The organism is Aliigemmobacter aestuarii, from assembly GCF_004799285.1.
Classification (GTDB): Bacteria; Pseudomonadota; Alphaproteobacteria; order Rhodobacterales; family Rhodobacteraceae; genus Aliigemmobacter; species Aliigemmobacter aestuarii.
Window position 1 is genome coordinate 1502324 of record NZ_SSND01000001.1, and the last position, 25497, is coordinate 1527820.

The following is a 25497-nucleotide window of genomic DNA, read 5'->3' on the forward strand; positions in this document are numbered from 1 at the left end:
CTCTCCTTACGCGCCGATCGGGCGGATTCGGGTGTTGCCGTATTCCAGCGTCTCGGCCACGTATCCGGGCGGGACGAGGGTCGTCGCGTTGTGCTGGTGCAGAAGGGCGGGCCCCGGCACACGATCCCCGGCGAACAGCCTGGTGCGGTCATAGCGCGGGGTTTCCAGCGTCCGGCCGTCATCGAAGGTTGTCGGACGGACGAACATCAGCGCGCGGTCGATGCTTGACCCGTCGGTGGCCGCGATGGTCGGGATCTCGATCCGCCGGACCGAGGCCGATCCGATGGCCCGAAGGGTGATCAGCTCCACTTCGGCCTTGCGATAGCTGTAGCCGTAATCCTGCTGGTGCTGGTCATGGAAGCTGTCTGCGATCACATGGACGTTCGCGGCGCTCACCGGGCCCTCGGGCATCGCCGCGCGCAGTTCGAACCCCTGCCCGTGATAGCGGCATTCGGCGACGATGGTGATGCTTTGGCGGTCCTGCGGGATGCCGTCATTGTCCAGTTCCGCCCGGACCCGTTCGCGCAGGCTGGCAACGGCGGCGTTGATGCGGGCAAATTCGCCCTCGCCCGCCTTCAGCAGTTCGACGATCACCGCCTCGGTGTGTTCGTACTGAAGGTCCGTCTTCAACAGGCCCACCGCCGCCGTGATCCCCGGCGCTACTGGCACGATCACGTCCTTGCACGACATCGCCTCGGCCAGGGCCACCCCGTGCAGCGGGCCTGCCCCGCCGAAGGGCATGATCGAGAATTCGCGCGGATCGATGCCACGGGCGACGGAATTCGACCGGATCGCCAGCGCCATGTTGTTGTTGATGATCCGGATGATCCCCAAGGCGGCTTCCTTGACGGACATGCCCATCGGCCGCGCGATCTTTTCCTCGATCGCCTTTTGCGAAAGGCTCGCGTCCAGCTTGAGGTCGCCGCCAAGGGCCATGTCGGGGTCAAGACGCCCCAGCACGATCTGGGCATCCGTCACGGTCGGCTCCGTGCCGCCGCGGCCATAGCATGCCGGCCCCGGCTCTGATCCGGCCGAACGCGGCCCGACATGGAAGGCTCCGGCCTCGTCGATATACGCGACCGATCCGCCGCCCGCGCCGATGGTGACAAGGTCGATCATCGGCGTCAGCACCGGATGACCCGACACATAGGTGTCGCGCGGGTTCATGATCTTGACCGCGCCCGCCGGGATGGTCGAGATATCGGCGGAGGTGCCGCCGATATCGACGGTGATGATGTTTGCCTCGCCCGCCATCGCCCCTTCGGAGGCGCCGCCGATGACGCCGCCCGCAGGGCCGGACATCAGGATGCGGATCGGGCGCTTGGCGCAGGCCTCGACCGTCGAGACGCCGCCGTTCGACTGCATGATCCTGAGCTTCGAGGTCACCCCCGCCTCGCGCAGGCGGCTGTCCAGATCGCGCAGGTAGAAGGCTGTCTTCGGTCCGACATAGGAATTCATCGCCGCAGTCGAGAACCGTTCGTATTCCCGCATCACCTTGGCCACTTCCGACGACAGCGTGACATAGGCGTCGGGCATTTCCTCAAGCACGATTTCCTTGGCGCGCAGTTCGTGGGCGTCATTCAGGAAGGCGAACATGAAGCCGATGACGACGGAATTGATGCCGCGCTTGCGGAACAGCTCGCAGGCGTCGCGGACGGCCCGTTCGTCCAGGGGCGTCACGATTTCGCCGGTGGGCGGCAGGATGCGTTCGGCCACGGAAATGCGGTTGCGTCGCTTGACCAAAGGCTGGCTTTGCCACGGCACGTCGAAATGCAACGAGAAATTGTAGGGCCGCTTGTGGCGCCCGATGTGCAGGATATCGCGGAAACCCTCGGTCGTGATCATCCCGCATTCGGCACCGTTATGCTCGATCGTGATGTTGGTGGCGGTCGTGGTGCCATGCACGATCGTTTCCACCTCCGAAGGGTCGATCCCGGCCTTGCGGCAGATGCCCTGCACGCCCTCGACCACGCCGATGGACTGGTTCTTCAGGGTCGTCGGAACCTTGTGGTAGAAGACGCCCTTCGCGCATTCCAGCACGAGATCGGTGTTCGTTCCGCCGACGTCTACGCCAATTCTGGCCATGTCATCTCTCCTGTCGTTCGTCCGCCTCTTGCGGGCGGATGGAAAATGCCGGGCCTTGGCGGCCCGGCAGGGTGATCACTCGGCGGCGATCTTCCGGGAGGCGAGGCCGTCGATATAGGCCACACATTCATCGACGGTGTGAACGTCGCCGAACTTGGCGTCGATGTCGAAGAGGTTCCAGGCCACGGCGCCAGGCACGCGGTCCCCGATGCATTCCTTCACCGCGATGGTGCGGAAGCCGTCGGCGATGCCGTCGCAGATCGTCTGGCGCACGCAGGCGCAGGCGGTCACGCCGGTGACAAGGATCGTGTCCACGTTGTTGGCGCGCAGGATGCCCGCCAGTTCGGTGCCGTGGAAGGACGAGGCGCGCTTTTTCAGAAGCGTGTATTCGCCCTCGACCGGCGCAATGCGGCTGTCGATCGCCCAGAGGTCCTTGTTCTTGAGATCGACCACATCGACCGGGATCTTGTTGTGCCACAGGCCCATGTCGGTGAAGTCGGCGTTGCGGTCGGTGATTTCATAGGCCGTGGTCACATGGACGACCGGCAGATGCGCGGCGCGGAACGCCTTCAGAAGCTTCTGCATGCCGGGGATGATCTCGTTGTCCATCTTGTCCTGGTCGCAGGTGAAGGGGTTGCCCGGCCGGGTCCAGGCATTTGCAAGGTCCACGCTGACCAGCGCGGGGCGCTTGCCGAAGCCGACACGGCGCTGGAAACCGCGCTGTTGGTAGAGTTTGCTTGCGGTGTCGAAAGCCTGCTGCAGCAGCCGGTCCAGTTCCTTGGCGTCAACGTCGCTCATTCTTTGGTCTCCTGTCTCTCTTTGATGCCTGATGCGCTGTGGCGCATCCAGCTGTTCCGAGCTGCCGGCCACCCTTGGGAGCATGGGTTCGGCGGGCCCTTGACGGAAAGGTGACAGGTGGATTGACCTCTGTGAAATGGCGAGTCATCGTTTATTGATGCACGAAATGCATCAAAGTTTCCGCCTCGCGAAATCCGGATAGCCGCATGAAGACCCTGCCAGGCCTTGAAAACGTCCAGACATTTCTTGCACTTGCGCAGGACCTCAATTTCCGGCGCACGGCCGAGCGGCTGCATCTGGACCAATCCGCGCTCAGCCGCCGGATCCAGAAACTGGAACAAAGCCTTGGCTTCCGTCTTCTGGATCGCACGACCCGCGAAGTATCGCTCACGCAGGCGGGGCAGCAGTTCTATCGGGATAACGCCGAACTGATGCGTGGCTATGACGAATCGATCCAGGCCGCGCGGCGGGTGGCCGAAGGCAAGGCCGGCCTTTTGCGGGTGGCCTACATGGCCTTCGCCGCGACCGAGCTGATGCCGTCGGCGATGCTGCGGTTCCGGCAGGCGCATCCGTATATTGATGTCCGGCTGGAATACATCCGCACCCAGGGCCAGAAGATCGCGCTGGCCAACGGGGATGTGGACATCGGGTACATGATCGGCCCCTTCGACCATCCCGATTTCACCGCGCTGCAACTTTCGTCCGAGCCGCTTTACATCGCCACCCCCCGAAACCACCCCCTGCTGCTGCGGCCCAGGATCGTTCCGTCCGATCTTGTCGGGCAGGCGATCATCCTGGGAAACATGCGGGAATGGGAGGAATACCGCTGGCGCCTGAACGACATGTTCTCGGGCGAGGGGATCGCGCTGAATGTCACGCTTGAGGCGTCGAACACACTGGCGCTGAACGGCCTTGTCGCGGCCGGGTTGGGGATCACGATCTATCCCGAAAGCCTGATCGGCTTTCTGGGCCGCAATGTTGAAGTGAGGCAGATCATGCATCCCGCCTTCCGAAGCCGGACCGTTCTGGTGTGGAAGCGGTCGAACAGGTCGCCGCAGGTGCAGGCCTTCGTCCAGGTGGCCAAGCAGATCGGGGTTCACGCGCCCTAGGCTGTGGCGGCAACCGTCGCGCCGGCGCAAGTGTCTGACAGAAATGATGGAATTCGCCTGTCCTTGCCCCTCTCATTGATTGCCTGTAGCGTGACGGCGGCGGGCGCGGTGGCCGCCGGATCTGCCGGCTTCGGGCCTCGGGAACAGGACTTCGGTGGCATGGGTTGGGTTGAATTCGCACTTGCGCTCATCATCTTCATGGGGTCGCACCGGATCCCCGCAGCCCTTGGCGTGAAGGGGGCCCTGATCGGGGTGCTTGGGCCGCGTGGCTATACGGTGGCCTTTTCCGTCGCGTCGCTGTTTCTTCTGTGGTGGGTGATCGAGGCGGCCGGTCGGGCGCCTTTCGTGCCGCTGTGGGATCAACAGACCTGGCACCGATGGGCCGTCAACATCGCCATGCCCCTTGCCATTGCCTTGGGCACTTTCGGCGTTGCCGCGCCGAACCCCTTCGCCTTCGAAGGCCGCGCGTCGGGCTTTGATCCGGAGCGGCCGGGGATTGCCGCGATCACCCGTCAACCCCTGCTGTGGGCGCTGGCGATCTGGTCCGGGGCGCATCTGCTGGCCAATGGCGACCTGGCCCATGTCATCCTGTTCGGGCTGTTCCTGGTCTTTTCCATCGCCGGAATGGCGATCGTGGAACGGCGCCGCGCGCGGATCGCGGGGCCGGCCGAATGGGCGCGGTTGACGGCCCGCACCGGCCTGCTGCCCTTTGCGGCGCTGCTGAACGGTCGCTGGCGGCCGCTCGGCCTTCCGCCTGTGGCGCGTCTGGTGCTGGCGGCGATCCTGTGGGCCGGGCTGTGGCACCTGCATGTTCCGGTGATCGGCGTGTCGCCCCTGCCCTGACCCGATCAGGCCAGCCAAACATCCAGGAACAGCATCACGACCAGACCGATGGCAAGGCCAAGCGTGGCCTTGTTCTGATGGCCCGACCGGTGGGTTTCGGGGATGATCTCGTGGCTGATGACGTAAAGCATCGCACCCGCCGCGAAGGCCAGCCCCCAGGGAAGCAGAGGCCCAGCCACAAGGATCACGCCCGCCCCGATCACCCCGCCCACGGGTTCGACCGCGCCGGTCAGCGCGGCGATGGCAAAGGCGCGGCGGCGGCCATAGCCCTCGCCCAGAAGTGCGACGGCCACGGCCAGGCCCTCGGGCGCGTTCTGCAACCCGATCCCGATCGCCAGCGGCAGGCCGCCCTGCATCCCGTGCGCGCCAAAGCCCACGCCGACAGCCAGACCTTCGGGAAAGTTGTGAATGGTAATGGCGATGATGAACAGCCACACCCGGCGAAGCGCCGCCGCTTCCGGCCCTTCGCGACCGGTCTTGAAATGTTCATGCGGCAGCTTTTCGTTCATCAAGGCGACCGCGCCCATGCCGATCAGGATCGCCACGCAGACGATCAGCGCCGGGATGGCGCCGTCGCCATGCCGCTCGCCCGCCGCATCCAGCGCCGGGATGATCAGCGAAAAGAAGGATGCGGCCAGCATGACGCCTGCCGCGAACCCCAGCGAAAGGTCACGGAAGGCCCGCCCCGGCGTCCGCCCGAACAGCACCGGCAGCGCCCCCGCACCCGTCATGGCCCCGGCCGCCAGACTGCCAAGGAACCCGAGCGCGACCGGGGACAGCGTTTCCACGATCGGCTCAGAAATCCAGGTTCTCGACGCTCAGCGCGTTCTGCTGGATGAACTCGCGCCGCGGTTCCACGACATCGCCCATCAGTTTGGTGAAGATGTCGTCGGCCTCGGCCAGGTCATCGACCTTGACCTGCAACAGGGTGCGCGCTTCGGGGTCCAGCGTGGTTTCCCACAGCTGTTCCGGGTTCATCTCGCCCAGGCCCTTGTAGCGTTGCAGCGACAGGCCCTTTTCGCCTTCGGACAGGATCGCCTTCAGCAGGTCGATGGGGCCGTGGATCATCTGTTCGCGGTCCTTGCGCACCAGCCGCGCCGGACGCTGATAAACCTCGCGCGTCTGGCCCGAGATCTGCGACAGGCGCCGCGCCTCGCCCGACCGAAGGACCGCACCATCCAGCGTGCGCAATTCCTCGACCCCGCGCAGGATGCGGCTGAGGCGGATGCCGTGATCCTGGGTGATGCGCCCCGTCCAGCCGCGTTCGTATTCCAGCGCGATCATGTCCAGACGTTTGGCGACGGTGTCGGCCACCAGTTGCAGGTCGTCATCGGCCCGGCCCGGGTCGAAAGCCCCGGCAAGCGCCGCCTGTTCCAGGATGCCGCGCGGGTAGTGTGTGGGGAAGGCTTCCAGAACCCGCCGGAACGACCGCGCACCCTCGATCACGCGGGCCAGATCGGCCCCGGCGATCTCCTGCCCGTCGGCCAGCCGAAGGACGGCGCCTTCGATGCCCATCTCGATCAGGTAATCCTCAAGCGCGGCCTGATCCTTCAGGTAGACCTCGGACTTGCCGCGCGCGACCTTGTAGAGCGGCGGTTGCGCGATATAGAGGTAGCCGCCTTCGATCAACTCGGGCATCTGCCGGAAGAAGAAGGTCAGAAGAAGCGTCCGGATATGCGCGCCGTCCACGTCGGCATCGGTCATGATGACGACCTTGTGATAGCGCAGCTTGCCGATGTCGAACTCGTCCCGCCCGATCCCGGTGCCAAGTGCGGTGATCAGCGTGCCGATCTCCTGGCTTGAAAGCATCCGGTCGAACCGCGCGCGTTCCACGTTCAGGATCTTGCCGCGCAGGGGCAGCACGGCCTGATTGGACCGCGACCGGCCCTGTTTGGCCGATCCGCCGGCGCTGTCACCCTCGACCAGGAACAATTCCGATTTCGCCGGATCGCGTTCCTGGCAATCCGCCAGCTTGCCGGGAAGCGAGGCCACATCCAGCGCCGTCTTGCGGCGGGTCAGTTCGCGCGCCTTGCGGGCGGCTTCGCGTGCCAGCGCGGCCTCGATGATCTTGCCGACGATCACCTTGGACGGGCCGGGGTTTTCCTCGAACCATTCGGCCAGCTTCTCGTTCACCAGGTTCTCGACCGCCGGGCGCACCTCGGAGGAAACCAGCTTGTCCTTGGTCTGGCTGGAAAACTTGGGATCGGGCACCTTCACCGAAAGCACGCAGGTCAGGCCTTCGCGCGCGTCGTCGCCGGTGAAATCGACCTTTTCCTTCTTCGCGATGCCCGAAGACTGCGCATAGGCGTTGATCGTGCGGGTCAGCGCGCCGCGGAAGCCCGCCAGATGGGTGCCCCCGTCGCGCTGCGGGATGTTGTTGGTGAAGGGCAGAACCGTCTCGTGGTAGCTGTCGTTCCACCACATGGCGATTTCCACGCCGATGCCGTTCTTTTCGCCCACCATGTAGATCGGCTCGGGCATCACCGGGGTCTTGGACCGGTCGAGGTATTTGACGAATTCCTTGACGCCGCCTTCGTAGAAAAGTTCGGTCCGGACGGGTTCGGCCGGGCGTTCATCCTCGATGATGATCCGCACGCCGGAATTCAGGAAGGCCAGTTCCCGCAGGCGGGTTTCCAGCGTCTTGAAGCTGTAGTCGAGGTTCGAGAACGTGCCATCGGCCCGGTTCGTCTTGGACGAAGCCATGAACCGCACCTCGGTGCCTTTCTGGCCCGGCGCGGGACCCACCTCGCGCACATGTTCGACCGTCTCGCCGTTTTCGAACCGGGCGTAGTATTCCTTGTCGTTGCGCCAGACGCGCAGCTCCAGCCAGTCGGACAGCGCGTTCACCACCGACACGCCCACGCCATGCAGGCCGCCCGACACCTTGTAGGCGTTGCCGCCCTCGTCGGTGTTGTTGAATTTGCCGCCTGCATGCAGCTGGGTCATGATGACCTCGGCCGCGCTGACCCCTTCCTCGGGGTGCATGTCCACCGGAATGCCGCGACCGTTGTCGCGGACCGAAACGCTGGAATCGGCGTGAATCTTTACCGTCACGGCCGTGGCGTGACCGGCCAGCGCCTCGTCGATGCCGTTGTCGACGACCTCATAGACCATGTGGTGCAGGCCCGAGCCATCGTCGGTGTCACCGATATACATGCCGGGCCGCTTGCGAACGGCCTCCAACCCCTTGAGAACCTTGATGGATTCGGCGCCGTATTCGGCTGGCTTCTTGGCGGCGTCTGCCATGCGGTCGTTACCCTTGAAGTTGCCCGCGATTTATAGCGGTCCCGGCCGGGAATGTCACGACTTGGACACAAGATTTAGCGTTCAGGTAAAGGGGATGACGCAGCCGACGCCAACCAGCATCAGACCCGAGGCGATGTTCAGCCGCCGCATCCGTTCGGGGCTGGCCAGAATGCGGCGCGCGCGATCCAGGAACATCGCCAATCCCAGGTTGCCCAGCATCGGCACGATCGCCGAAACGGCAAGGATCGCGGCGATATCCGGGGCGGTCACGCGCGACAGGTCGAAGAAGCCGGGAAGAAACCCCATGTAGAACAGGATCGCCTTCGGGTTGCCGATCACCGCAGCGACGCCCACCGAAAACCCGGCCCAGATGCCGGGCCGCGTCAGGCGACTATCCTCGCCCGGCTTCGCGGCGGGTTTCACCAGCAGAAGGATGCCCATCACGATGAACACCCCCGCCGCGATCCAGCGCATAAGCCCAAGCAGGTCGCCATAAAGCGACAGAACCCAGGCCAGGCCCAGAATGGCGCAGAAGGGCCAGATCAGATCGCCAAGCGCCACCCCCACGGCCAAGGGCCAGGCCCCGGCCATGCCGCCCGAAAGCGCCCGCGCGGTCAGCGCCACCCAGACCGGTCCGGGGATGACCCACAGGCCTGCCATGGCAAGGACATAAAGCCCCAGTTGATCAAGCGTCACGGTCATCGCGGCCCTATCCCGGCAAGGTCAGGCTGCCGTCGTCGGCCAGCGGCCAGAACGGATTCATCGCCACTTCCCAGACATGCCCGTCCGGGTCCGCCCAATAGCCGGAATAACCGCCCCAGAACACATTTTCAGGCGCCTTCAGGGCCGTCCCCCCTGCCGCGACGGCCGCGGCAAAGGCCGCGTCCACCTCGGCCTGGGTGGCGAAGTTCTGCGCCAGCGTCACGGCACCGGTTCCCAGTCCGGCCCCCGGACGCCCCTGGTCGGCCGCCAGTGCCGCGCGGTCGAACAGCGCAAGCGCCGCCCCCTGCATCTGGTAGAAGGCCACGCCCTCCTGGCTTTCCCCGTGCTCCCTCCATCCCAGACGGGCATAGAAGGCGCGCGCCGCCGCCAGATCGGCGACACCGAGGGTAATGAGCGTCACGCGCTGAACGGGCGGATGCGGCCTCATGCCGTGGTCACCGTGGAAACGCCGCCCAGATCGGCGACGGAAAATCCTTGGCCCCTTTCTGCAAGACTGTCAAACAGCCCCGGCTCCGTCCCGGTCATCATGGCCTGCGCCCCGAGCGCGCAGATCTCGTCATAAAGCGCGGCGCGGCGCGCGGCATCCAGATGGGCGGCGACCTCGTCCAGCAGGATGATCGGCGCACGGCCCAGATCGGCCGCCAGGGCGCGCGCATTCGCCAGGATCAGGCTGATCAGAAGCGCCTTCTGCTCGCCGGTCGAACACTGGTCGGCAGCGACCCCCTTCTCGTCATAGACAGCGCGCAGGTCGGCCCGGTGTGGCCCGGTCAGGGTCCGGCCCGCCGCCATGTCGCGCCGCCGCCCTTCGGCAAGGGCAACGGCAAGGGACGCGGCATCCGTCGCCTCTGCCTCGCCCTCGGGTCCGACGACCGAAAGGGAGGCCCGCGGAAAGCAGGTCTCCGCACCGTCCTGCGCTGCAGTCAGCCGGGCCACGGCCGCCGCCCGATGGGCAATGATCTGCGCCCCCGCCTCGGCCATCTGCGATTCCAGCGCGCCATACCAATGGGCGTCCTGCACCTGATCCTTCAGCAGACGGTTACGGTCGCGCATCGCCTTTTCATAGGCGAGGCTCGCCTCGGCATGGTCGGGCGCAAAGGAAAGCGCGATCCGGTCCAGAAACCGCCGCCGCCCCTCTGGCGACTCGATCCAGAGCCGGTCCATCGCGGGCACAAGCCAGAGGATGCGCAGGATGCGGCCCAGGGCCGCCTGTGTCGCGGGCTTGCCGTCGATCGTCACGGCGCGCGCGCCGCCGGCCTCGGCAAAGGTTTCCACCTCGTGGACGGCGGCAAAACCCGTCGCCTCGGCCCGGATCTTCCATCCCAGCGACTCGGGGCGCCGCGCCAGCTCCTCGGGCCCCGCCCGGCGCAATCCGCGCCCCGGCGACAGAAGGCTCACCGCTTCAAGGATGTTGGTCTTGCCCGCCCCGTTCGGCCCCCAGATCGCGACCGGACGGCCATCGAATTCCAGCTTCGTCACCCGATGGCTGCGGAAATGCGACATCGTCAGCGACTGGATGGCCAACCCGCTCACGCGCCCGCTCCTTCAACCTGATGGAAATACCCCGGGGGGTCCGGGGGGCTGGCCCCCCGGCCTTTGTCCGTCACACGCGCATCGGCATGACGACATAGACCGCGCTGGTGTCGTTGCCCTCGCGCATCAGCGTGGGATCGCCCGACGAGTTGAACAGGAACACGGCGTTCTCGCGGTCCACCTGGCTTGCGATTTCCAGCAGGTATTTCGCGTTGAACCCGATCTCCAGCCGTTCGTCGCCATAGGCCACGGCCAGTTCCTCTTCGGCGGCACCGCTGTCGGGCGAGTTGACCGACAAGACCAGCCGGTCTTCATCGAGGCTCAGCTTGACCGCGCGCGAGCGTTCCGAGGACACGGTCGCCACCCGGTCCACGGCCTTGGCGAATTCGCTGGCGTCCACTTCCAGGCGGCGGGTGTTTCCGGTCGGGATGACGCGCGAATAGTCGGGGAAGGTGCCGTCGATGACCTTCGAGGTCAGCGTGATGTTCGGGGTGGCGAAGCGGATCTTCGTCTCGCTGACCGAAACGGCGATCTGCGCCTCGTCGTCGTCCAGCAGCTTGCGCAATTCGCCCACGGTCTTGCGCGGCACGATCACGCCGGGCATCGATTGCGCGCCCTCCGGCAGGGCCGCGTCGATCCGGGCCAGGCGGTGGCCGTCGGTCGCCACCGCGCGCAGCACGGGGCCATCCTCGCCCGTAGCCACATGCAGGTAGACGCCGTTCAGGTAGTATCTTGTCTCTTCGGTCGAGATGGCGAACTTGGCCTTGTCGAACAGCCGCCGCAGCGCAGGCGCCGGGGCCGAGAAGTTCGAGGCATATTCCGACGATGCCATCACCGGGAAATCTTCCTTCGGCAGCGTCGCGAGGCTGAAGGTGGACCGCCCCGCCGCGATCGTCAGGCGGCCCGAGGCCGGATCTTCGGTCAGATGGATCAGCGAACCATCCGGCAGCTTTCGGACGATTTCGTGCAGCATCACAGCCGAAACGGTGGTGGCGCCGGGGCGTTCCACCATCGCGGGCGCACGATCAACCACCTCGATGTCAAGGTCGGTGGCGCGGAACGAAACCCTGTCTCCCTCGGCCTCGATCAGCACGTTGGACAGGATCGGGATGGTGTTGCGACGCTCCACGACCGATTGGGCCTGTGCCACCGCCTTCAGAAGCGTGGCGCGTTCGATGCTGATCTTCATTTCCCTGTCACCCTATCATCGGAGGGAACACGAAATTATCCGGTTCCCGCCGGTTCTCAAGCCTTTTGCGGGACATTGGGCGCGAATGCCAGACCCGTCAAGGCCGCACGAGGGCGCGCGCACGCGCCCCGGCCCCCCGTTTCACCCCTGCAACAGCCGCTTGAGCATCTGCAGGTCGTCGGCAAGCTGGCTGTCGGTGGCCATCAGTTCCTCGATCTTGCGCACGCCGTGCATGATCGTGGTGTGATCGCGCCCGCCGAACCGGCGGCCGATTTCCGGCAGGCTGCGCGGGGTCAGCTGCTTGGCCAGGTACATGGCGATCTGGCGCGGCCGCGCGATCGACCGCAGCCGCTTGGGCCCGATCAGATCTGAAAGACGGACGTTGTAGTGTTCGGCCACCTTGCGCTGGATTTCCTCGACCGTGACCTTGCGATCCGAGGCGCGCAGGATATCGGCAAGGCAATCCTGCGTCAGTTCCAACGTGATTTCGCGCCCGACCAGCGAGGCGAAGGCGAACAGCCGCGTCAGCGCGCCTTCCAGAACGCGGACATTCGTGGTGATGCGATGCGCAAGGAATTCCAGCACGCCATCGGCCAGCTTCAGGTCACGATACTGCTGGCGATAGAACTCGGCCTTTTGCTGAAGGATCCCTAGCCGCAGTTCATAGTCGGTGGGATGCAGATCGACGACCAGCCCGCATTGCAGCCGCGACTTGATGCGTTCTTCCAGATCCTTGATCTCGCCCGGCGCGCGGTCGGCCGAAATCACGATCTGCTTGTTCTGGTCCACCAGCGCGTTGAAGGTGTGAAAGAACTCGTCCTGCGTGGAATCCTTGCCGGCGATAAACTGGACGTCATCCACCATCAGGACGTCGACAGACCGGAACAGCCCCTTGAAATCCATGATCTGGCGGTCGCGCAGGGCCTGCACGAAGCGGTACATGAACTGTTCGGCCGACAGGTAAAGCACCCGCAATTCCGGGCGGCGGGCCTGAAGCTCATGCGCGATAGCGTGCATCAGGTGGGTCTTGCCCAGACCGACGCCACCGTAAAGGAACAACGGATTGAAGGTGACGGGTCCGCCTTCGGCCACGCGGCGCGCGGCGGCATGGGCCAGTTCGTTCGGTTTGCCGACGACGAACGAATCGAAGGTGAAGCGCGCATCCAGCGGCGCGCCGGGCAGGTCGTCGTTGTTGGAGGCCGCGCGCGCCGGGGCTGCGGGCCGGGTTTCCGCGGGCTCCAGAGACGTGCCGTTCGGCCGCGTCGCGGCATTGCGCGTCACCGCGAATTCAAGCCGGTCCACCGGGCTTCCGTGGTTGGCCAGCTGGTGTCGGATGTGGTCGGAATAGTTCCGCGAAACCCAGTCGCCGAAGAAGGTGGTGGGCACCTCGAACCGGGCGACGCCATTCGCCAGCGAGGACAGCTTCAGCGGTTCGATCCAGGTGACGAAGTTGTTCTTCCCGACTGTCTGCCGAAGCTCGTCACGAGCCTTACCCCAAGTGTCGTTTGGCATTTCGTTTTTGTCCACAACCGTTCGTTTCTGTCTTCGTTGGGGGCTGACCATGCCCCATACCCCTCAAGCCCACGGCGGGACGGTCCCCATTCCGCCTCCGCGGCGCGACATCGACAATCGGGAGCGCGAACATAAACACATCCCTCGTTCGGCCAGGTGCCGACGGGTTCAATGCCTTTGTCCGCAAGCGGCGTGATCCCCACGCAGCATCTGTAACGCATTGTTCGCAAACCATTTTCCGGGCAGGAGCGGCAGCATGCCTGTTTGATCCGGCGTCAGGTTTGCGATGCGTCCGTCCCCCAGGACGATGAATCGCAGGGTGAAGCTAGCAAGCGTGCAAGAGACTCCGCAACCGAACTTCACTGTTGACACAGGATTGATGCAGCGAATCTTCGGGGGTCAACTTTTTCGCCACAGTGGACCCGCCGGAAGGCCCGAAAAATGAAAAACGCGCCCCCGAAAGGGCGCGTTGGCTTCGCAATCTGCAAAGCGATCAGGCGTTGGCGCCAAGCGCCTTCACGCGCGAGGTCAGGCGCGACATTTTACGCGCCACGGTGTTCTTGTGAAGAACGCCCTTGGTCACACCGCGCGACAGCTCCGGCTGGGCGGCCTTGAGGGCGGCGGCGGCGGCGGTCTGGTCGCCCGAGGCGATGGCTTCTTCCACCTTGCGCAGGAAGGTGCGGATGCGCGACCGGCGGGCCTTGTTCACCGCATAGCGGGCTTCGGACTGACGTGCGCGTTTCTTCGACTGGGGCGTATTCGCCATGGGCTGGTTTCCTGTCTTTCGGATCCGTTGCAATTCAAAAGCGCAATGAACCCGAACAATGGCCGAAGCCTTCGGAAACGATTCTGCCTAAGCGGGCCCACGCGCATGTGCCGCGCCGTATAGGCGATGCAGCGGCAAATGGAAAGGGCGAATCTGCCCTTGCGCCCGGCATCAGGATTCCGCCTCGCGGATCATCGACCGCGCCCATCGGGCCGAGGCCCAGGTCGCCGGGATCCCCAGGGGGAGCGACCACAGAAGTGCCGCGACCGGGGTGATGGCGGGCAGACCCACGGCCTGCCACATCAGCCCCAGAAGAAAGAGGTTGATCGCGACAGCCCCCGTCGCGAACGGCCAGATCAGGATGCCCAACCGCCACAGCGAGGTGTTCGTGCGGGGGCGGTTGCTGCTGTCCGGATCAATGGCTGGTGCCGTCTTCGAAGGTAATCTTGTTCCAGACATTGTACTTCCCCGAAGGTTTCCGCATCGGCAGACGCATCACCTCCTGCTGCGTTTTCGCATCAAAGACGATCACCGCGCCATCATCCTCCCAGATCGACACCAGCGCATGGCTGCCATCGCGGGTGAATTCGGTGTGGGCGACCGTCTTTCCCGGTTCGGGTGTCAGCACCTTGACCACTTCAAGGCTGTCCTTGTCGATCAGGTGCATCTGCCCCTTATTCGGACCGGTGAAGACATCGGCCCAGATGTGCGGTGCGCCGGCATGGCTGCGCAGGAAGAAGCCGGGTCCCGATGTCTCGATGACCTTCAGCACCTCCCAGCTTTGCATGTCGATCACGCTGATCCGGCCTTCGTTCAGATGCGGGGTGGCCATGACGCGGCGGCCATCGCGAATCCAGCTGATGCCAGAACCCAGGTGCGGGATACCCGGAAGCGGCAGGGTCGCGATCTCACGTCCGACGTCCAGGTTGACGACCACACCGGTTTCGCCCGCGCGATTTGCGCCGATCAGGTTGCGGTAGTCGGGATCGAAAAAGAAGTCGTCCAGCGGCGCCGTGACCTCGATCCGGCGACGGGCGAACAGCCCCTCTTCGGCACCGAGGGCCTCTTTCATGCCGCTTTCGTGGCTGTGGACGAACCCTTCGTAGAAGGGACCGGCCTCGGGGTCGGTGGCCACTTCCCAGATTTCCGGCACGTCCTTCAGGGCCAGCACGAAACTTTTCCGGCGCGGCGCCTGATAAACGGCCGACACGCGAGAGGGCGTTCCATCGCGGCCCGTGACCTTGACGACCTTCGCCACCGAAAGATCATCGGTCGACAGGATGGTCAGCGTGGCGGGAAGATAGTTCGCGACAGCCAGCCATTGGCCGTCATGGCTCATAGCGATGTTGCGGCTGTTCAGGCCGGCGCGGACGCGGCCGACCTCCTGCAAGGACCAAAGATCGTATTTCTGCACCCAGCCATCACGCGACATCACGAAGATGAACCGCCCGTCGGGTGAAAACTTCGGCCCGCCATGCACGGCATAGGGTGTCTCGAACCGGTCGAGCACGGCGAAGGTATCGCCATCGAGCACGCTGATGTGGCTGTCGCCGGTTTCCACGGCCAGGGTGATGTTCATCGGATCTGCGGTGAAGACCGGCGCTTCGGCTGGCGCGTAGTCCTCGTTCAGCGCCCGGGTGGCCATGATCGCGTCAACGTCCCAGGCCGGCAGTTCCGGCAACGGCGCCTGGACGTATTCTGCCACGGCGGCGATTTCCTCGGGCGAAAGCGTGCCCTTGAAGGCGGGCATCTGCGTCATCGCGCGGCCCTCGGCCACGACAGCGATCAGCCGGTCGCCGGTCAGGCGGCCAAGGCTTTCGGGTATCAGCGCGGGCCCCGTCCCGCCCAGCCGGGATTCGGCATGGCACGAGGCGCAGAGATCGTTGTAGATCATCGCCCCATCGGGCGCGGCGATCGCCGCGGTCGCGATGAGCGACGCCAGAAGGCTAAATGAAGCGGTGCGCCGGATCATGGCTTTTCCCCCGGAACGGCGTGACGGTGACGCGATCGGCCGCGGCCACGCCGATTTCGGAATTCGACAGGTAACAGGCCGGGTCTTCGGCCCAAGGGTCGCCGGTGACCTGAAGCGCCCGGATGCGGGTGTTGCCGCCGCAGATTTCCTTGAACGCGCAGGCCCCGCACCGGCCCTTCAGCGGGCGGGGACGCTGCCGCAGGGTGGCCAGCATCGGATCATCGCCCGTCCAGAGCGCCGAGAAGGGCGTCTTCTTGACGCTTCCGACGGTGTAGTCGGACCAATAGGTATCGGGATGCACATTGCCCTGCGGGTCGATGTTGGCCACGCCAAGCCCGCTGGAATTGCCGCCCCACGCCGCCAGATGGGCCCGCATGTGGGCGACCTTTCCGGCGTCGAAATTCCGTTCCGCCCAGTGCAGGAACCAGACCGCATCGGCATCGTTGTTACCGGTTACGATTTCCAGCGGATGCCCGCCCGACACCGCGGCCCAGGCACGGTCGATCAGCTGATCCATCGCGTGCCGGGTGCGGGCATGGGCGGTATCCTCGCCCCGGTGCTTGTCGCCCCGGCCCGCATAGACCAGATGGGACAGATAGAACTTGTCCACGCCCTCGCTGTCGCAGAGGTCCAGCATCGCGGGCAGCATTTCGGCGTTGTCCTCGGTGATGGTGAAGCGAAGGCCCACCTTCACGCCCCGAGCCTTGCAGGCGCGCACCCCGGACAGCGCGTCATCGAAGGCACCTTCGACGCCGCGGAACCAGTCGTTCATGGCGCCGATGCCATCCAGCGAGATCCCGACATAGTCGAACCCCAGATCGGCGATGCGATCGATGTTCTCGGCCACCCGCGTGCCGTTGGTCGACAGCGACAGGTGCCGGAAATCCAGTTCCCGCGCCCGCGTCGCAAGGTCGAAGAAGTCGAACCGCGACAGGGGCTCGCCCCCCGAAAGGATAAGGGCCGGGATGCCGAATTCCTTGAGGTCCTCCAGCACGCCCATCGCCTGTTCATGGCTCAACTCGCCGGGGAAATGCACATCGGCCGACGTGGTATAGCAGTGGCGGCAGCGCAGGTTGCAACGGCGCGTCAGGTTCCAGATCACCACCGGTTTCACCGCGCCGCTGCGGCGGCGCACCGGGGTCGGATCGACCAGTTCGCGCATGTATTGTGTCAGGCGGAACATGTCTCAGCCCCCTTCGGAAAGGCGCATCCCGGTCTTCTTCAGGATGCGCGTGGAATAAAGAATGTCGGCCGCGCGGCAGGCAGCGCCCAGCAGCGCGGCGATCTCGGCGCGCTTTTCCTCGACCTCGTCGCGGCTCGATCCGTGGATCATGGCGAACAGGTTGTAGGGCCATTCGGGCAGGCTGCGCGGACGCAGGTAGCAATGGCTGACGAAGGGCAGGTTGCCCACCGCCGCGCCCAGTTCCTCGGCCCGGTCGTCCGTGACGTCCCAGACGCTCATCCCGTTGGCGACCATGCCCAGGGCATAATGGTTCGGCGCAAGCGCGATCCGGCGGATCACGCCCGCGTCCTGCATCGCGTCCATCCGGTCCAGAACCTCGGCCTCGGTCAGGCCCAGCCAGCTTCCGACCTCGGCGAAGGGCCGGGGCGTCAGGGGCAGGCCGCTGGCCGTGGCGGTCAGGATGCGGCGGTCTGTGGAGTCGATTGTCATGCGTCCACCCGGAAGCCGATGAAGAATTCTTTCAGTTTCGGGAAAAGATGGACGGTCAGCCCGGTTTCCCGCTCGATCTGCGCGGCAGTACGGGCAATCTGTTCGGGCCTTTCGCAGGCCAGCACGAACCACATGTTCAACCTGTGCGCCCGTTCATAATTGTGCGCGACCTCGGGATGGTCATTGACCAAAGTCACGACCTCGTCGAAGCGGTCGGCGGGAACGGCCATCGCGCAAAGGCAGAAGGCCCCACCCATCGCTGCGGCATCCAGGAACGGGCCAAAGCGGGTGATCGCGCCCAGTTCGCGCATGCGGGCGATCCGGGCGATCACGTCATCCTCGGACAGGCCGGTTTCACGGGCGACGCGGGCAAAGGGCGCGGGCTCCATCGGCAGCCCGTCCTGCAGCAGGTTGATCAGCGCGCGATCCGACGCATCAAGCGTATCGGGTGGAAGGGCAGTGCGACGCATCAGGCGGCCTCCATCAATCGGGCCCCGGTCTGCTTGAAGCAGCGGGTGGAAAAGAGGACGCGGTGCCTCGCGCCCGCAAGTTCGGGAAGGGCGGCAGCGTCCTTCAGGACGGCCAGCGCCTGGTTGCGGGTCTGGCCGTGGATCATGCAATACAGCCGGTATGGCCAGATGCCGGGCACGGGGCGGCGTTCATAGCACAGTGTGACGCCGGGAACGGCGGCCAGCGCAAGCCCCGCCGCTTCGATCGCGGTCTGGGGCAGATCCCAGAGCACCATCGCGTTCGCCGTCCAGCCCAGGGCGCGGTGCCGGACGATCACGCCCAGACGGGTGATGATTCCCGCCTCTGTCAGCGTGGCGATCCGTTCGCAAAGATGGCGTTCGTCCATTTCCAGCTGGCGTGCCAGCGCAGCATAGGGTTCGGGTTCCAGCGGCAGGCCGCGCGAGAGGGCATGAAGAAGCGGGCGGTCGGCATCGGTCAGAACCGAAACATCGGCCCGGCGGGTGGCACCCATCGCCCGCGGCGGCCCCGCAAGGCGAAAACCGAGGTCGATGTTGAACGGCCGGACAAGCCGCAGGTCGATCACCCTCAGCCCTGTCCGCTTCTCGATCCGCGACAGGAGCGCATCAAGCCCCCGGGCATCGGGCGCGGTGGCGACGAACCACAGGTTCCAGTCATCCTCGCGCAGATAGGAATGGTTCACCCCCGGCTCCGCACCCACCAGCGCGGCCAGATCCTCGATCCGGTCCTCGGGAATGGCCAGCGCGGCCAGCGTCGATACGCCCGCCGTGTTCGGGCGCACGGTGGCACCGACACGGGTGATCCGCCCGTCGGCCTGAAGGTGCTGCAGGCGCTGGATCGTTTCGGCCTCGGTCAGGCCAAGCGCCAGGCCGATGGCGGCGAAGGGGCGCGGCACAAGCGGAAGGTCGCGCTGGAACTCATCCAGCAGGCGCATGTCGGTGGGTTCAAGACGGTTTGCCATGGCCTAAAGCCCCGTCCGATGTGCGCGCGCGGTGAAGAAGATGCCCGAAGGCGCGTCGGCCTCGATCTCGGCCAGTTTCTCGCGACTGCGGGTGTCATAGATCAGCACACGGTTGTCGTCGCGGCTGGAAATCCAGACCTCGGCGCCGCGGGGTGCGAATTCCATGTGCAGGATCGCCTTGCCCGGGGTCAGTGTTTCCACCACTTCGCGCGTGCGGCTGTCGATCACCTGCACCACGTCATTCAGCGGCGTCGCAAAGTTGACCCAGACATAGGGGCTGGCGGGTTGGGCGATGATGAAGACAGGCTGGCCATGCACCTTTGTCCGGCCGGTTTCCTGAAGGCTTTCGCGATCCACCCAGAGGATTTCATGCTGGCCGACGGCTGGCAGGGCGAACTGGCCTTCGGTGAAGGCCCAACCCTGAAGATGCGGCATCTTGTAGACCGGCAGATCGTCGGATGTCTTGCCATAGTCCTTCAGGAACTTCATCGGTTCGGGGGTTTCGTCCCAAAGGTCGAAGGCGGTCACGCCTTTCTCTCCGAACAGACCGATCAGATAGGTGTGGGCGTCGTCCGTCAGGACAGCGTCGAACGGGTTGATCCCGGCATTCCCCAGAAGGGTGATGGCCGGCGTTTCGCCCGCGAAATCCCCCAGGAACACCTCGCCCGTGTCCCAGACCGTCCAGGCGAAACGCCGGCCCGGCACATCGACGAGGCCGATGGTCTTGCCCGCCGCGGGGATGTCGGCCAGCAGTTCCAGCGTATCGGCGTCGAACACCTTGACCCCGCCGGGTTCATAATTCGACACGGCCACCAGCCGGCCATCGTCCGAAATCGCGCCGCCGATGGAGTTGCCCGCCTGGATCGTCCGCGCGACCACCTGACGGGTCAGCATGTCGACCTTGGACAAGCCTCCGTCACGGCCAAAGACATAGGCGAATCGCTCGTCGGGGCTGTAGGTCATCGAGGCGTGGGACAGATCGCCCAGCCCCTCGACCCGACCGATCGCAGCCCGGTCCGACCGGTCCACGACCAGAAGGCTTCCGGTTGCGCGTTCGATGACAAGGCCCAGGTCCCCGGTGGCGATGGCGCTGTCCATCGCCCATCCCGACGGAGCCGTCGTGACAAGCATCAGGGCCAGAAGGGCGGCAAGCGGACGTTTCACGGGGAAGGCTCCTTCGATTTTAGATATTCGGCGATCCACAGCGCCTCGTCCTCGGTCAGAAGCGGGCGCCAGGGCGGCATTGCGGTGCCGGGGATGCCATCAAGGATGATCAGCGCGAGCACATCCGGATCAGCATGCACCAGCGCGTCGGCGGTCAGGGGGCGGCCCAGGCCGCCTTTCATCGTCAGGCCGTGGCACGATCCGCAATCCTGGATGACCATGTGTTCAAGTGCGGCGGCACGTTCGGCAGGCACCTCGGCCCAAGCCGGGGCCAACCCCGCCAGAAGCACCGCAGGCAACAGGGCCGCAAGCCTAGGCATGGGCGGGCACCGTGTTGGCCAGGCCCTGCAGCATCGGGAAAGAGGCGTCGTGCAGGGTCACGACACGGCCGATGACGAACAGAACGGGCGCCTCCATGTCGGCCTCGGCCGCGGCGGCCGAGATCCCCGACAGGTCAGACACGATGCGGCGTTCGCGCGGTGTCGTCGCTGACGCGACCGCCATCACCGGCAGATCGGCCGACATCCCGTGCGCCATGAGCTGGCCGGTGATTTCGGCGATGTTCGCCGCGCCCATGTAGACGACCAGGGTCGTGTCCTCGCTGGCCAGCGAGGCCCAGTCCAGATCGAGCGGCACATCCTTCGCCCGGTGGCCGGTGACATAGCGCACGCCCGTCGCCAGCCCGCGATGCGTCAGCGGCACGCCGGTGGATGCCGCCGCACCCTGGGCCGAAGTGATGCCAGGCACATATTCGAAGGGCACTCCGGCCAGGCGGCAGGACATCGCCTCTTCGGACCCGCGCCCGAAGATCAGCGGATCGCCGCCCTTCAGCCGCGCGACGGCAAGTCCCTGCCCGGCCAGATCGACCAGCAGATCGTTGATCTCGTCCTGTGGAACCTTGTGGCGCCGGGGCAGCTTGCCCACGTCGATCAGCCGCGTTCCCGCCGGAATGAGGGCCATGATCTCGGGTGAGACGAGGCGGTCATAGACCACCACATCGGCGCTTTGCATCAGCCGCAGCGCGCGCAGCGTCAGCAACTCGGGGTCTCCGGGCCCTGCGCCGATGAGATACACGCGACCCTGGCTTAGATCCTTCATGGCGGTCTCCTGGCTTCTTGTCATTTTCGACTCTGCCAAGACGGCCCCGACCCCACCTTGACTTTCGTTAAATCATCACGATTTCCGTGATCTTTTCCGGCCTTCCGGTAACGCCTCGGGACCATCGGAAAACCCGGACGAATACTCGTTGCATCAAGCGCTTGCCATTGGCTGACAGATTCCCGGAGCGATGGATTGACTTTTGTCAATTCATGTCGCGCCGACCTGCCGATGATGGGCCAGATGGAAGATCGAGTGCGCGGATAGCATCCCGACGCACCTGGTCAGGGCCGCCATCGAGCCGCCGCAGGGGGAATCCGCGCGAAAGGACGGAAACGATGTTTGCAACGAGTCGGCGGATCCTGGGCGAGGGCTTTCGGTTCTTCTTTCTGGCGGCAGGGCTGTTTGCGATCTTTTCCATGATCGTCTGGGAAGGATGGATCGCGATCCATGCGGCCGGGGGCATGGTCGAACTCAGGGCGGCGCAGGCCCCGCACCTCTGGCATGCGCACGAGATGATCTTTGGCTACGGAACGGCGGCAGTGGCGGGGTTCTTGCTGACCGCCGTGCCGAACTGGACCGGCACGCAAGGCGCCCGCACCGCCTTTGTCACCGTGGCCGCGCTTTTGTGGCTGCTGGGGCGCCTTGCGATGTTCCTGTCTGCGGAATTGCCGCCTGTCGCCGTGGCACTGGCCGATCTGGCCTTCCTGCCGTTGCTGGGGGTCAAGATCCTTGCCCAGCTGGTGAAGCGGCCGAAACCGCAGAACATGATCTTTCTGGCGCTGATCGCCCTTTTGTGGGTCAACAACCTGCTGTGCCACCTGGAATGGACAGGCCATGCGGATGACGGGGCATGGGCGGGCCTGCGCGGCGGGCTTCTGACACTTGCCGCGCTGATCGTGATCCTCGGGGGGCGCGTGACGCCCGCCTTCACCCGCAACGCGATGCTGCGGACGGGGCGCGAGGATGGCCTGCCCGAGAACCCGCCCGCGCTGGCCACCGTTGCGATCGCCCCGACGGCGGCGCTGGCGCCGGGGTATCTGCTGGGCTTGCCGGACCCGATTCTGGCGGGGCTCGCGCTGATCGCGGGGCTGGCCGTGCTGGCCCGGCTGGCGCTGTGGCGTGGCGGCTGGACGTGGAACCAACCGATTCTGTGGTCGCTGCACCTGTCCTACGGGTTGAACGGGCTGGGGCTTGGGCTGCTGGGTCTTGCGGGTTTCGGGATCGGATCGGAAATCGCGGCGCTTCATGTGATCGGAATCGGCGGCGTGGGCGGCATGACGCTGGCCGTGATGTCGCGCGCCACGCTGGGGCACAGCGGGCGCGAACTGGTGGCGCCCGGTCCCGTTGCTGTGGCCTACGGATTGATTCCCTTGGCGGCGCTGGCCCGCTTTGCGGGATCAGCCTGGCCGGCGCTTTACTATCCTGCGGTGCTGGCGGCGGGGGCGCTTTGGCTGGTGGCCTTCACGCTGTATCTGGCGGGTATGTGGCAGGTGTTCTGCAGCCCGCGACCACCCCGCACGCCGGTCCATCCACCGCCGAAATCGACACCCCACCGGGCCTGAACCAATGGCTGCGGCCAGCCAGTGGCGCGGGGCCCGAACACCTTGATTGACTTTTGTTAAGGCTGATCACGTCCGCGCGAGGCACAGAGAGCAGACCATCAACCGCTCGGGGAAGGATAAGCGCGATGCGCGAAGTCATGACCAAGAGCATGGCCCGGAATATCTTCTACGGCGGGTCACTGTTCTTCATAGCCATCTTCGTGGGCCTGGCGATCCACTCACACTACTACATCGTCAACGTATCGACGAACAAAGCCACGCTGACTGAAAGCGTGGCTGCCGGAAAACACATCTGGGAAAAGCATTCCTGCGTGAACTGCCACTCGCTGCTGGGTGAAGGCGCCTACTTCGCCCCGGAACTGGCAAACGTGATGACCCGCTGGGGCGTTCAGGACGATCCCGACGCCGCCTTCGAGGTTCTGAAAGGCTGGATGGATGCGATGCCTACGGGCATCGAGGGCCGCCGCCAGATGCCGAACTTCAACCTGACGGACGAGGAATACCGTCAGCTTGCCGACTTCCTGCTGTGGACGAACACGATCCGCGCGCAGGACTGGCCCCCGAATGACGCGGGCTGAGGAGAAAATGCCATGAAATACAAGACACAAAAGATCGCGATCGCCTATTTCGCCGTCGCGCTTGCCTTGTTCACGGTCCAGGTGACACTGGGCCTGATCCTGGGCTGGATCTATGTCAGCCCGAACTTCCTGTCGGAAATCCTGCCGTTCAACATCGGCCGGATGCTGCACACCAACAGCCTTGTCGTCTGGCTTCTGCTGGGCTTCTTCGGCGCCGCCTACTACCTGGTGCCCGAGGAATCGGAGCGCGAGATCCATTCGACCAAGCTGGCCTATCTTCAGCTCATCATCCTCGTCGTCGGGACGGCGGGTGTGGTCGTGACCTACCTGTTCAACCTCTTCGACGGCAACTTCCTGCTGGGCAATGAAGGGCGCGAGTTCATCGAACAACCCCGCTGGGTCAAGGCCGGGATCGTCGTCGCCGCGCTGATCTTCCTTTACAACATCAGCCTCACGGTCCTTGCGGGCAAGAAGACGGCGATCACCAACATCCTGCTTCTTGGCCTGTGGCTCTTGTCGCTGCTGTTCCTGTTCGCCTTCTACAACCCGGCAAACCTTGCGCTGGACAAGCAGTACTGGTGGTTCATCGTTCACCTGTGGGTCGAAGCCACCTGGGAACTGGTGATGGCCTCGATCCTGGCCTTCCTGATGCTCAAGCTGACGGGCGTCGACCGCGAGGTGATCGAGAAGTGGCTTTACGTCATCGTCGCCACGGCGCTGTTCTCGGGCATCCTTGGCACGGGGCACCATTATTACTGGATCGGCACGCCCGGTTACTGGCAGTGGATCGGCTCGATCTTCTCGACGCTGGAAATCGTTCCCTTCTTCGGGATGATGGCCTTTGCCTTCGTGATGGTCTGGAAGGGCCGCCGCGACCACCCGAACAAGGCGGCGATGCTTTGGGCGCTTGGCTGTGCCACGCTGGCCTTCTTCGGCGCGGGCGTCTGGGGCTTCCTGCACACGCTGCACGGGGTGAACTACTATACCCACGGCACGCAGATCACGGCCGCCCACGGGCACCTTGCCTTCTTCGGGGCCTACGTCTCGCTCAACCTCGCCATCATCAGCTATGCAATGCCGATCCTGCGCGGGCGTGACCCCTACAACCAGGTGCTCAACATGGCCTCGTTCTGGCTGATGTCGGGCGGCATGGTGTTCATGACCTTCACGCTGACCTTCGCGGGCACGGTTCAGACGCACCTGCAGCGCGTCAACGGCCAAGCCTATATGGACGTGCAGGACCAGCTCTGGATCTTCTACGCCATGCGCTTCGGCTCGGGTGTGGCGGTGGTGCTGGGTGCGCTTCTGTTCATCTACGCCATGGCCTTCCCGCGCCGTGAAGTCATCGAACCCGGTCCTGCCGTGGCTGCGGAGTGATGGAGATGGACGGAACCCTGAACCTGAAGGGGGCGGCAGATGCCCCCTTCTACCTGCCGCAAGCGGATGAATGCGATGTCTTCGCCGCTGCGGCCGCGCGCAACCTGCCGATCCTGCTGAAGGGCCCGACGGGCTGCGGCAAGACCCGGTTCGTGGCGCATATGGCCGCCCGGTTGGGCCGCCCGCTTTACACGGTCGCCTGCCATGACGACCTGTCAGCCGCCGACCTGATCGGGCGCTACCTGCTGAAGGGCGGCGAAACGATCTGGGTCGACGGGCCGCTGACGCGGGCCGTGCGCGAGGGCGCGATCTGCTACCTCGACGAGGTGGTGGAAGCACGCAAGGACGTGACCGTCGTGCTGCACCCGCTGACCGACGACCGTCGCATCCTGCCGATCGACCGCACCGGCGAGGAGCTTGAGGCCGCGCCGGGCTTCCTGCTGGTGGCCAGCTACAACCCCGGCTACCAGAACGTGCTGAAGACGCTGAAACCCTCGACCCGGCAACGGTTCGTGTCGATGGAATTCACCTTCCCGCGGCCGGAACACGAAATCCCCGTGGTCGCCCGCGAATCCGGCCTGGCCGAGGAACGTGTGCAACCCCTGGTGCGGCTTGCCAACAAGCTCAGGGCGATGAAGGGCCAGGACCTGGAGGAAGGGGTATCCACCCGCCTTGTGGTCTATGCGGCCTCGCTGATCGCGGGGGGGATGCCGGTGGAACGCGCGATCCAGACCGCGATGATCGAACCGCTGACCGACGACGCAGACGTGAAGGCGGGACTGCGCGATCTTGTGACCGCCGTCTTCGGGTGAGGCCAGCC

General features: G+C 65.1%; 25 protein-coding genes. 6 read left to right on the forward strand and 19 right to left on the reverse strand.

Annotated features, from left to right (window positions below; genetic code table 11):
• Positions 1–6 precede the first annotated feature (6 nt).
• Positions 7–2085 carry a hydantoinase/oxoprolinase family protein gene (locus E7811_RS07315; protein WP_136393867.1) on the reverse strand — a complete coding sequence of 693 codons (2079 nt, stop codon included), beginning with the start codon at positions 2083–2085 and terminating at the stop codon, positions 7–9.
• Positions 2086–2160: 75 nt separating this feature from the next.
• Positions 2161–2883: an isochorismatase family protein gene (locus E7811_RS07320; RefSeq protein WP_136393868.1), complete on the reverse strand. Its 723-nt coding sequence runs from the start codon at positions 2881–2883 to the stop codon at positions 2161–2163.
• A 206-nt stretch (positions 2884–3089) separates the two neighbouring features.
• Between E7811_RS07320 and E7811_RS07325 the strand changes: the two genes are divergently transcribed.
• Positions 3090–3992, forward strand: a complete 903-nt coding sequence (locus tag E7811_RS07325) for a LysR family transcriptional regulator (protein ID WP_136393869.1) — start codon at positions 3090–3092, stop codon at positions 3990–3992.
• A gap of 159 nt (positions 3993–4151) precedes the next feature.
• Positions 4152–4835: an NnrU family protein gene (locus E7811_RS07330; protein ID WP_136393870.1), complete on the forward strand. Its 684-nt coding sequence runs from the start codon at positions 4152–4154 to the stop codon at positions 4833–4835.
• Positions 4836–4840: 5 nt separating this feature from the next.
• On the opposite strand, the gene E7811_RS07335 is transcribed toward E7811_RS07330, so the two are convergent.
• The 17 genes from E7811_RS07335 to cobA form a co-directional block, all read right to left on the reverse strand.
• Positions 4841–5623, reverse strand: a complete 783-nt coding sequence (locus E7811_RS07335) for a ZIP family metal transporter (protein ID WP_136393871.1) — start codon at positions 5621–5623, stop codon at positions 4841–4843.
• A 7-nt stretch (positions 5624–5630) separates the two neighbouring features.
• Positions 5631–8081: a DNA topoisomerase (ATP-hydrolyzing) subunit B gene (gyrB, locus tag E7811_RS07340; RefSeq protein WP_136393872.1), complete on the reverse strand. Its 2451-nt coding sequence runs from the start codon at positions 8079–8081 to the stop codon at positions 5631–5633.
• 81 nt (positions 8082–8162) lie between these two features.
• A complete protein-coding gene (locus E7811_RS07345) occupies positions 8163–8783 on the reverse strand; it encodes a LysE family translocator (protein ID WP_136393873.1) in 621 nt (206 codons plus the stop codon).
• A gap of 7 nt (positions 8784–8790) precedes the next feature.
• Entirely contained in the window at positions 8791–9231 is a 441-nt protein-coding gene (locus E7811_RS07350; protein WP_136393874.1) for a VOC family protein, read from the reverse strand.
• Entirely contained in the window at positions 9228–10334 is a 1107-nt protein-coding gene (gene recF, locus E7811_RS07355) for a DNA replication/repair protein RecF (RefSeq protein WP_136393875.1), read from the reverse strand. The genes E7811_RS07350 and recF overlap by 4 nt, the downstream gene beginning before the upstream one ends.
• A 70-nt stretch (positions 10335–10404) precedes the next feature.
• Positions 10405–11523: a DNA polymerase III subunit beta gene (gene dnaN / locus E7811_RS07360; protein ID WP_136393876.1), complete on the reverse strand. Its 1119-nt coding sequence runs from the start codon at positions 11521–11523 to the stop codon at positions 10405–10407.
• A 141-nt stretch (positions 11524–11664) separates the two neighbouring features.
• Positions 11665–13035, reverse strand: a complete 1371-nt coding sequence (gene dnaA / locus E7811_RS07365; protein WP_246020251.1) for a chromosomal replication initiator protein DnaA — start codon at positions 13033–13035, stop codon at positions 11665–11667.
• A gap of 493 nt (positions 13036–13528) precedes the next feature.
• A complete protein-coding gene (gene rpsT, locus E7811_RS07370) occupies positions 13529–13801 on the reverse strand; it encodes a 30S ribosomal protein S20 (RefSeq protein WP_136393878.1) in 273 nt (90 codons plus the stop codon).
• A gap of 171 nt (positions 13802–13972) precedes the next feature.
• Positions 13973–14260: a hypothetical protein gene (locus tag E7811_RS07375; protein ID WP_246020253.1), complete on the reverse strand. Its 288-nt coding sequence runs from the start codon at positions 14258–14260 to the stop codon at positions 13973–13975.
• Positions 14217–15773, reverse strand: a complete 1557-nt coding sequence (locus E7811_RS07380) for a nitrite reductase (RefSeq protein ID WP_136393879.1) — start codon at positions 15771–15773, stop codon at positions 14217–14219. Before E7811_RS07380 ends, E7811_RS07375 begins: the two co-directional genes overlap by 44 nt.
• On the reverse strand, positions 15748–16956 hold the full coding sequence (gene nirJ / locus E7811_RS07385; protein ID WP_136393880.1) for a heme d1 biosynthesis radical SAM protein NirJ: 1209 nt from the start codon (positions 16954–16956) through the stop codon (positions 15748–15750). The genes E7811_RS07380 and nirJ overlap by 26 nt, the downstream gene beginning before the upstream one ends.
• A 3-nt stretch (positions 16957–16959) precedes the next feature.
• Positions 16960–17445 (reverse strand): siroheme decarboxylase subunit beta, encoded by a 486-nt coding sequence (ahbB, locus tag E7811_RS07390; protein WP_136393881.1) that lies wholly within the window; start codon positions 17443–17445, stop codon positions 16960–16962.
• Positions 17442–17915: an Lrp/AsnC family transcriptional regulator gene (locus tag E7811_RS07395; RefSeq protein WP_136393882.1), complete on the reverse strand. Its 474-nt coding sequence runs from the start codon at positions 17913–17915 to the stop codon at positions 17442–17444. Before E7811_RS07395 ends, ahbB (E7811_RS07390) begins: the two co-directional genes overlap by 4 nt.
• A complete protein-coding gene (gene ahbB / locus E7811_RS07400; protein WP_136393883.1) occupies positions 17915–18895 on the reverse strand; it encodes a siroheme decarboxylase subunit beta in 981 nt (326 codons plus the stop codon). Before ahbB (E7811_RS07400) ends, E7811_RS07395 begins: the two co-directional genes overlap by 1 nt.
• A gap of 3 nt (positions 18896–18898) precedes the next feature.
• Positions 18899–20059 (reverse strand): cytochrome D1 domain-containing protein, encoded by a 1161-nt coding sequence (locus tag E7811_RS07405; RefSeq protein ID WP_394345601.1) that lies wholly within the window; start codon positions 20057–20059, stop codon positions 18899–18901.
• Positions 20056–20379 carry a c-type cytochrome gene (locus E7811_RS07410; protein ID WP_136393884.1) on the reverse strand — a complete coding sequence of 108 codons (324 nt, stop codon included), beginning with the start codon at positions 20377–20379 and terminating at the stop codon, positions 20056–20058. The genes E7811_RS07405 and E7811_RS07410 overlap by 4 nt, the downstream gene beginning before the upstream one ends.
• Positions 20372–21157 (reverse strand): uroporphyrinogen-III C-methyltransferase, encoded by a 786-nt coding sequence (gene cobA / locus E7811_RS07415; RefSeq protein ID WP_136393885.1) that lies wholly within the window; start codon positions 21155–21157, stop codon positions 20372–20374. The genes E7811_RS07410 and cobA overlap by 8 nt, the downstream gene beginning before the upstream one ends.
• Before the next feature lie 338 nt (positions 21158–21495).
• Between cobA and E7811_RS07420 the strand changes: the two genes are divergently transcribed.
• The 4 genes from E7811_RS07420 to E7811_RS07435 all read left to right on the forward strand — a co-directional run bounded on the left by E7811_RS07420 (position 21496) and on the right by E7811_RS07435 (position 25489).
• On the forward strand, positions 21496–22722 hold the full coding sequence (locus E7811_RS07420) for an NnrS family protein (RefSeq protein ID WP_136393886.1): 1227 nt from the start codon (positions 21496–21498) through the stop codon (positions 22720–22722).
• Between the two features lie 125 nt (positions 22723–22847).
• Positions 22848–23300 carry a c-type cytochrome gene (locus E7811_RS07425; RefSeq protein ID WP_136393887.1) on the forward strand — a complete coding sequence of 151 codons (453 nt, stop codon included), beginning with the start codon at positions 22848–22850 and terminating at the stop codon, positions 23298–23300.
• A gap of 12 nt (positions 23301–23312) precedes the next feature.
• The gene (locus tag E7811_RS07430; protein ID WP_136393888.1) at positions 23313–24677 is read left to right on the forward strand and encodes a cbb3-type cytochrome c oxidase subunit I; all 1365 of its coding nucleotides are present in this window, start codon (positions 23313–23315) and stop codon (positions 24675–24677) included.
• A gap of 5 nt (positions 24678–24682) precedes the next feature.
• Complete coding sequence (locus tag E7811_RS07435; protein ID WP_394345602.1) at positions 24683–25489, forward strand: CbbQ/NirQ/NorQ/GpvN family protein; 807 nt, start codon at positions 24683–24685, stop codon at positions 25487–25489.
• Positions 25490–25497 lie beyond the last annotated feature (8 nt).

What these genes read in the sequence shown, in the direction of transcription:
- E7811_RS07425 (WP_136393887.1), top strand. Translation starts at nt 22,848, where the DNA reads ATGCGCGAAGTCATGACCAAGAGCATGGCCCGGAATATCTTCTACGGC.
- E7811_RS07350 (WP_136393874.1), bottom strand. Translation starts at nt 9,231, where the DNA reads ATGAGGCCGCATCCGCCCGTTCAGCGCGTGACGCTCATTACCCTCGGT.
- E7811_RS07325 (WP_136393869.1), top strand. Translation starts at nt 3,090, where the DNA reads ATGAAGACCCTGCCAGGCCTTGAAAACGTCCAGACATTTCTTGCACTT.
- nirJ (WP_136393880.1), bottom strand. Translation starts at nt 16,956, where the DNA reads ATGTTCCGCCTGACACAATACATGCGCGAACTGGTCGATCCGACCCCG.
- dnaN (WP_136393876.1), bottom strand. Translation starts at nt 11,523, where the DNA reads ATGAAGATCAGCATCGAACGCGCCACGCTTCTGAAGGCGGTGGCACAG.
- ahbB (WP_136393883.1), bottom strand. Translation starts at nt 18,895, where the DNA reads ATGGCAAACCGTCTTGAACCCACCGACATGCGCCTGCTGGATGAGTTC.
- E7811_RS07395 (WP_136393882.1), bottom strand. Translation starts at nt 17,915, where the DNA reads ATGCGTCGCACTGCCCTTCCACCCGATACGCTTGATGCGTCGGATCGC.
- dnaA (WP_246020251.1), bottom strand. Translation starts at nt 13,035, where the DNA reads ATGCCAAACGACACTTGGGGTAAGGCTCGTGACGAGCTTCGGCAGACA.
- ahbB (WP_136393881.1), bottom strand. Translation starts at nt 17,445, where the DNA reads ATGACAATCGACTCCACAGACCGCCGCATCCTGACCGCCACGGCCAGC.
- E7811_RS07420 (WP_136393886.1), top strand. Translation starts at nt 21,496, where the DNA reads ATGTTTGCAACGAGTCGGCGGATCCTGGGCGAGGGCTTTCGGTTCTTC.
- gyrB (WP_136393872.1), bottom strand. Translation starts at nt 8,081, where the DNA reads ATGGCAGACGCCGCCAAGAAGCCAGCCGAATACGGCGCCGAATCCATC.
- E7811_RS07430 (WP_136393888.1), top strand. Translation starts at nt 23,313, where the DNA reads ATGAAATACAAGACACAAAAGATCGCGATCGCCTATTTCGCCGTCGCG.
- cobA (WP_136393885.1), bottom strand. Translation starts at nt 21,157, where the DNA reads ATGAAGGATCTAAGCCAGGGTCGCGTGTATCTCATCGGCGCAGGGCCC.
- E7811_RS07380 (WP_136393879.1), bottom strand. Translation starts at nt 15,773, where the DNA reads ATGATCCGGCGCACCGCTTCATTTAGCCTTCTGGCGTCGCTCATCGCG.
- E7811_RS07410 (WP_136393884.1), bottom strand. Translation starts at nt 20,379, where the DNA reads ATGCCTAGGCTTGCGGCCCTGTTGCCTGCGGTGCTTCTGGCGGGGTTG.
- E7811_RS07435 (WP_394345602.1), top strand. Translation starts at nt 24,683, where the DNA reads ATGGACGGAACCCTGAACCTGAAGGGGGCGGCAGATGCCCCCTTCTAC.
- E7811_RS07345 (WP_136393873.1), bottom strand. Translation starts at nt 8,783, where the DNA reads ATGACCGTGACGCTTGATCAACTGGGGCTTTATGTCCTTGCCATGGCA.
- E7811_RS07320 (WP_136393868.1), bottom strand. Translation starts at nt 2,883, where the DNA reads ATGAGCGACGTTGACGCCAAGGAACTGGACCGGCTGCTGCAGCAGGCT.
- E7811_RS07315 (WP_136393867.1), bottom strand. Translation starts at nt 2,085, where the DNA reads ATGGCCAGAATTGGCGTAGACGTCGGCGGAACGAACACCGATCTCGTG.
- E7811_RS07330 (WP_136393870.1), top strand. Translation starts at nt 4,152, where the DNA reads ATGGGTTGGGTTGAATTCGCACTTGCGCTCATCATCTTCATGGGGTCG.
- rpsT (WP_136393878.1), bottom strand. Translation starts at nt 13,801, where the DNA reads ATGGCGAATACGCCCCAGTCGAAGAAACGCGCACGTCAGTCCGAAGCC.
- E7811_RS07375 (WP_246020253.1), bottom strand. Translation starts at nt 14,260, where the DNA reads ATGTCTGGAACAAGATTACCTTCGAAGACGGCACCAGCCATTGATCCG.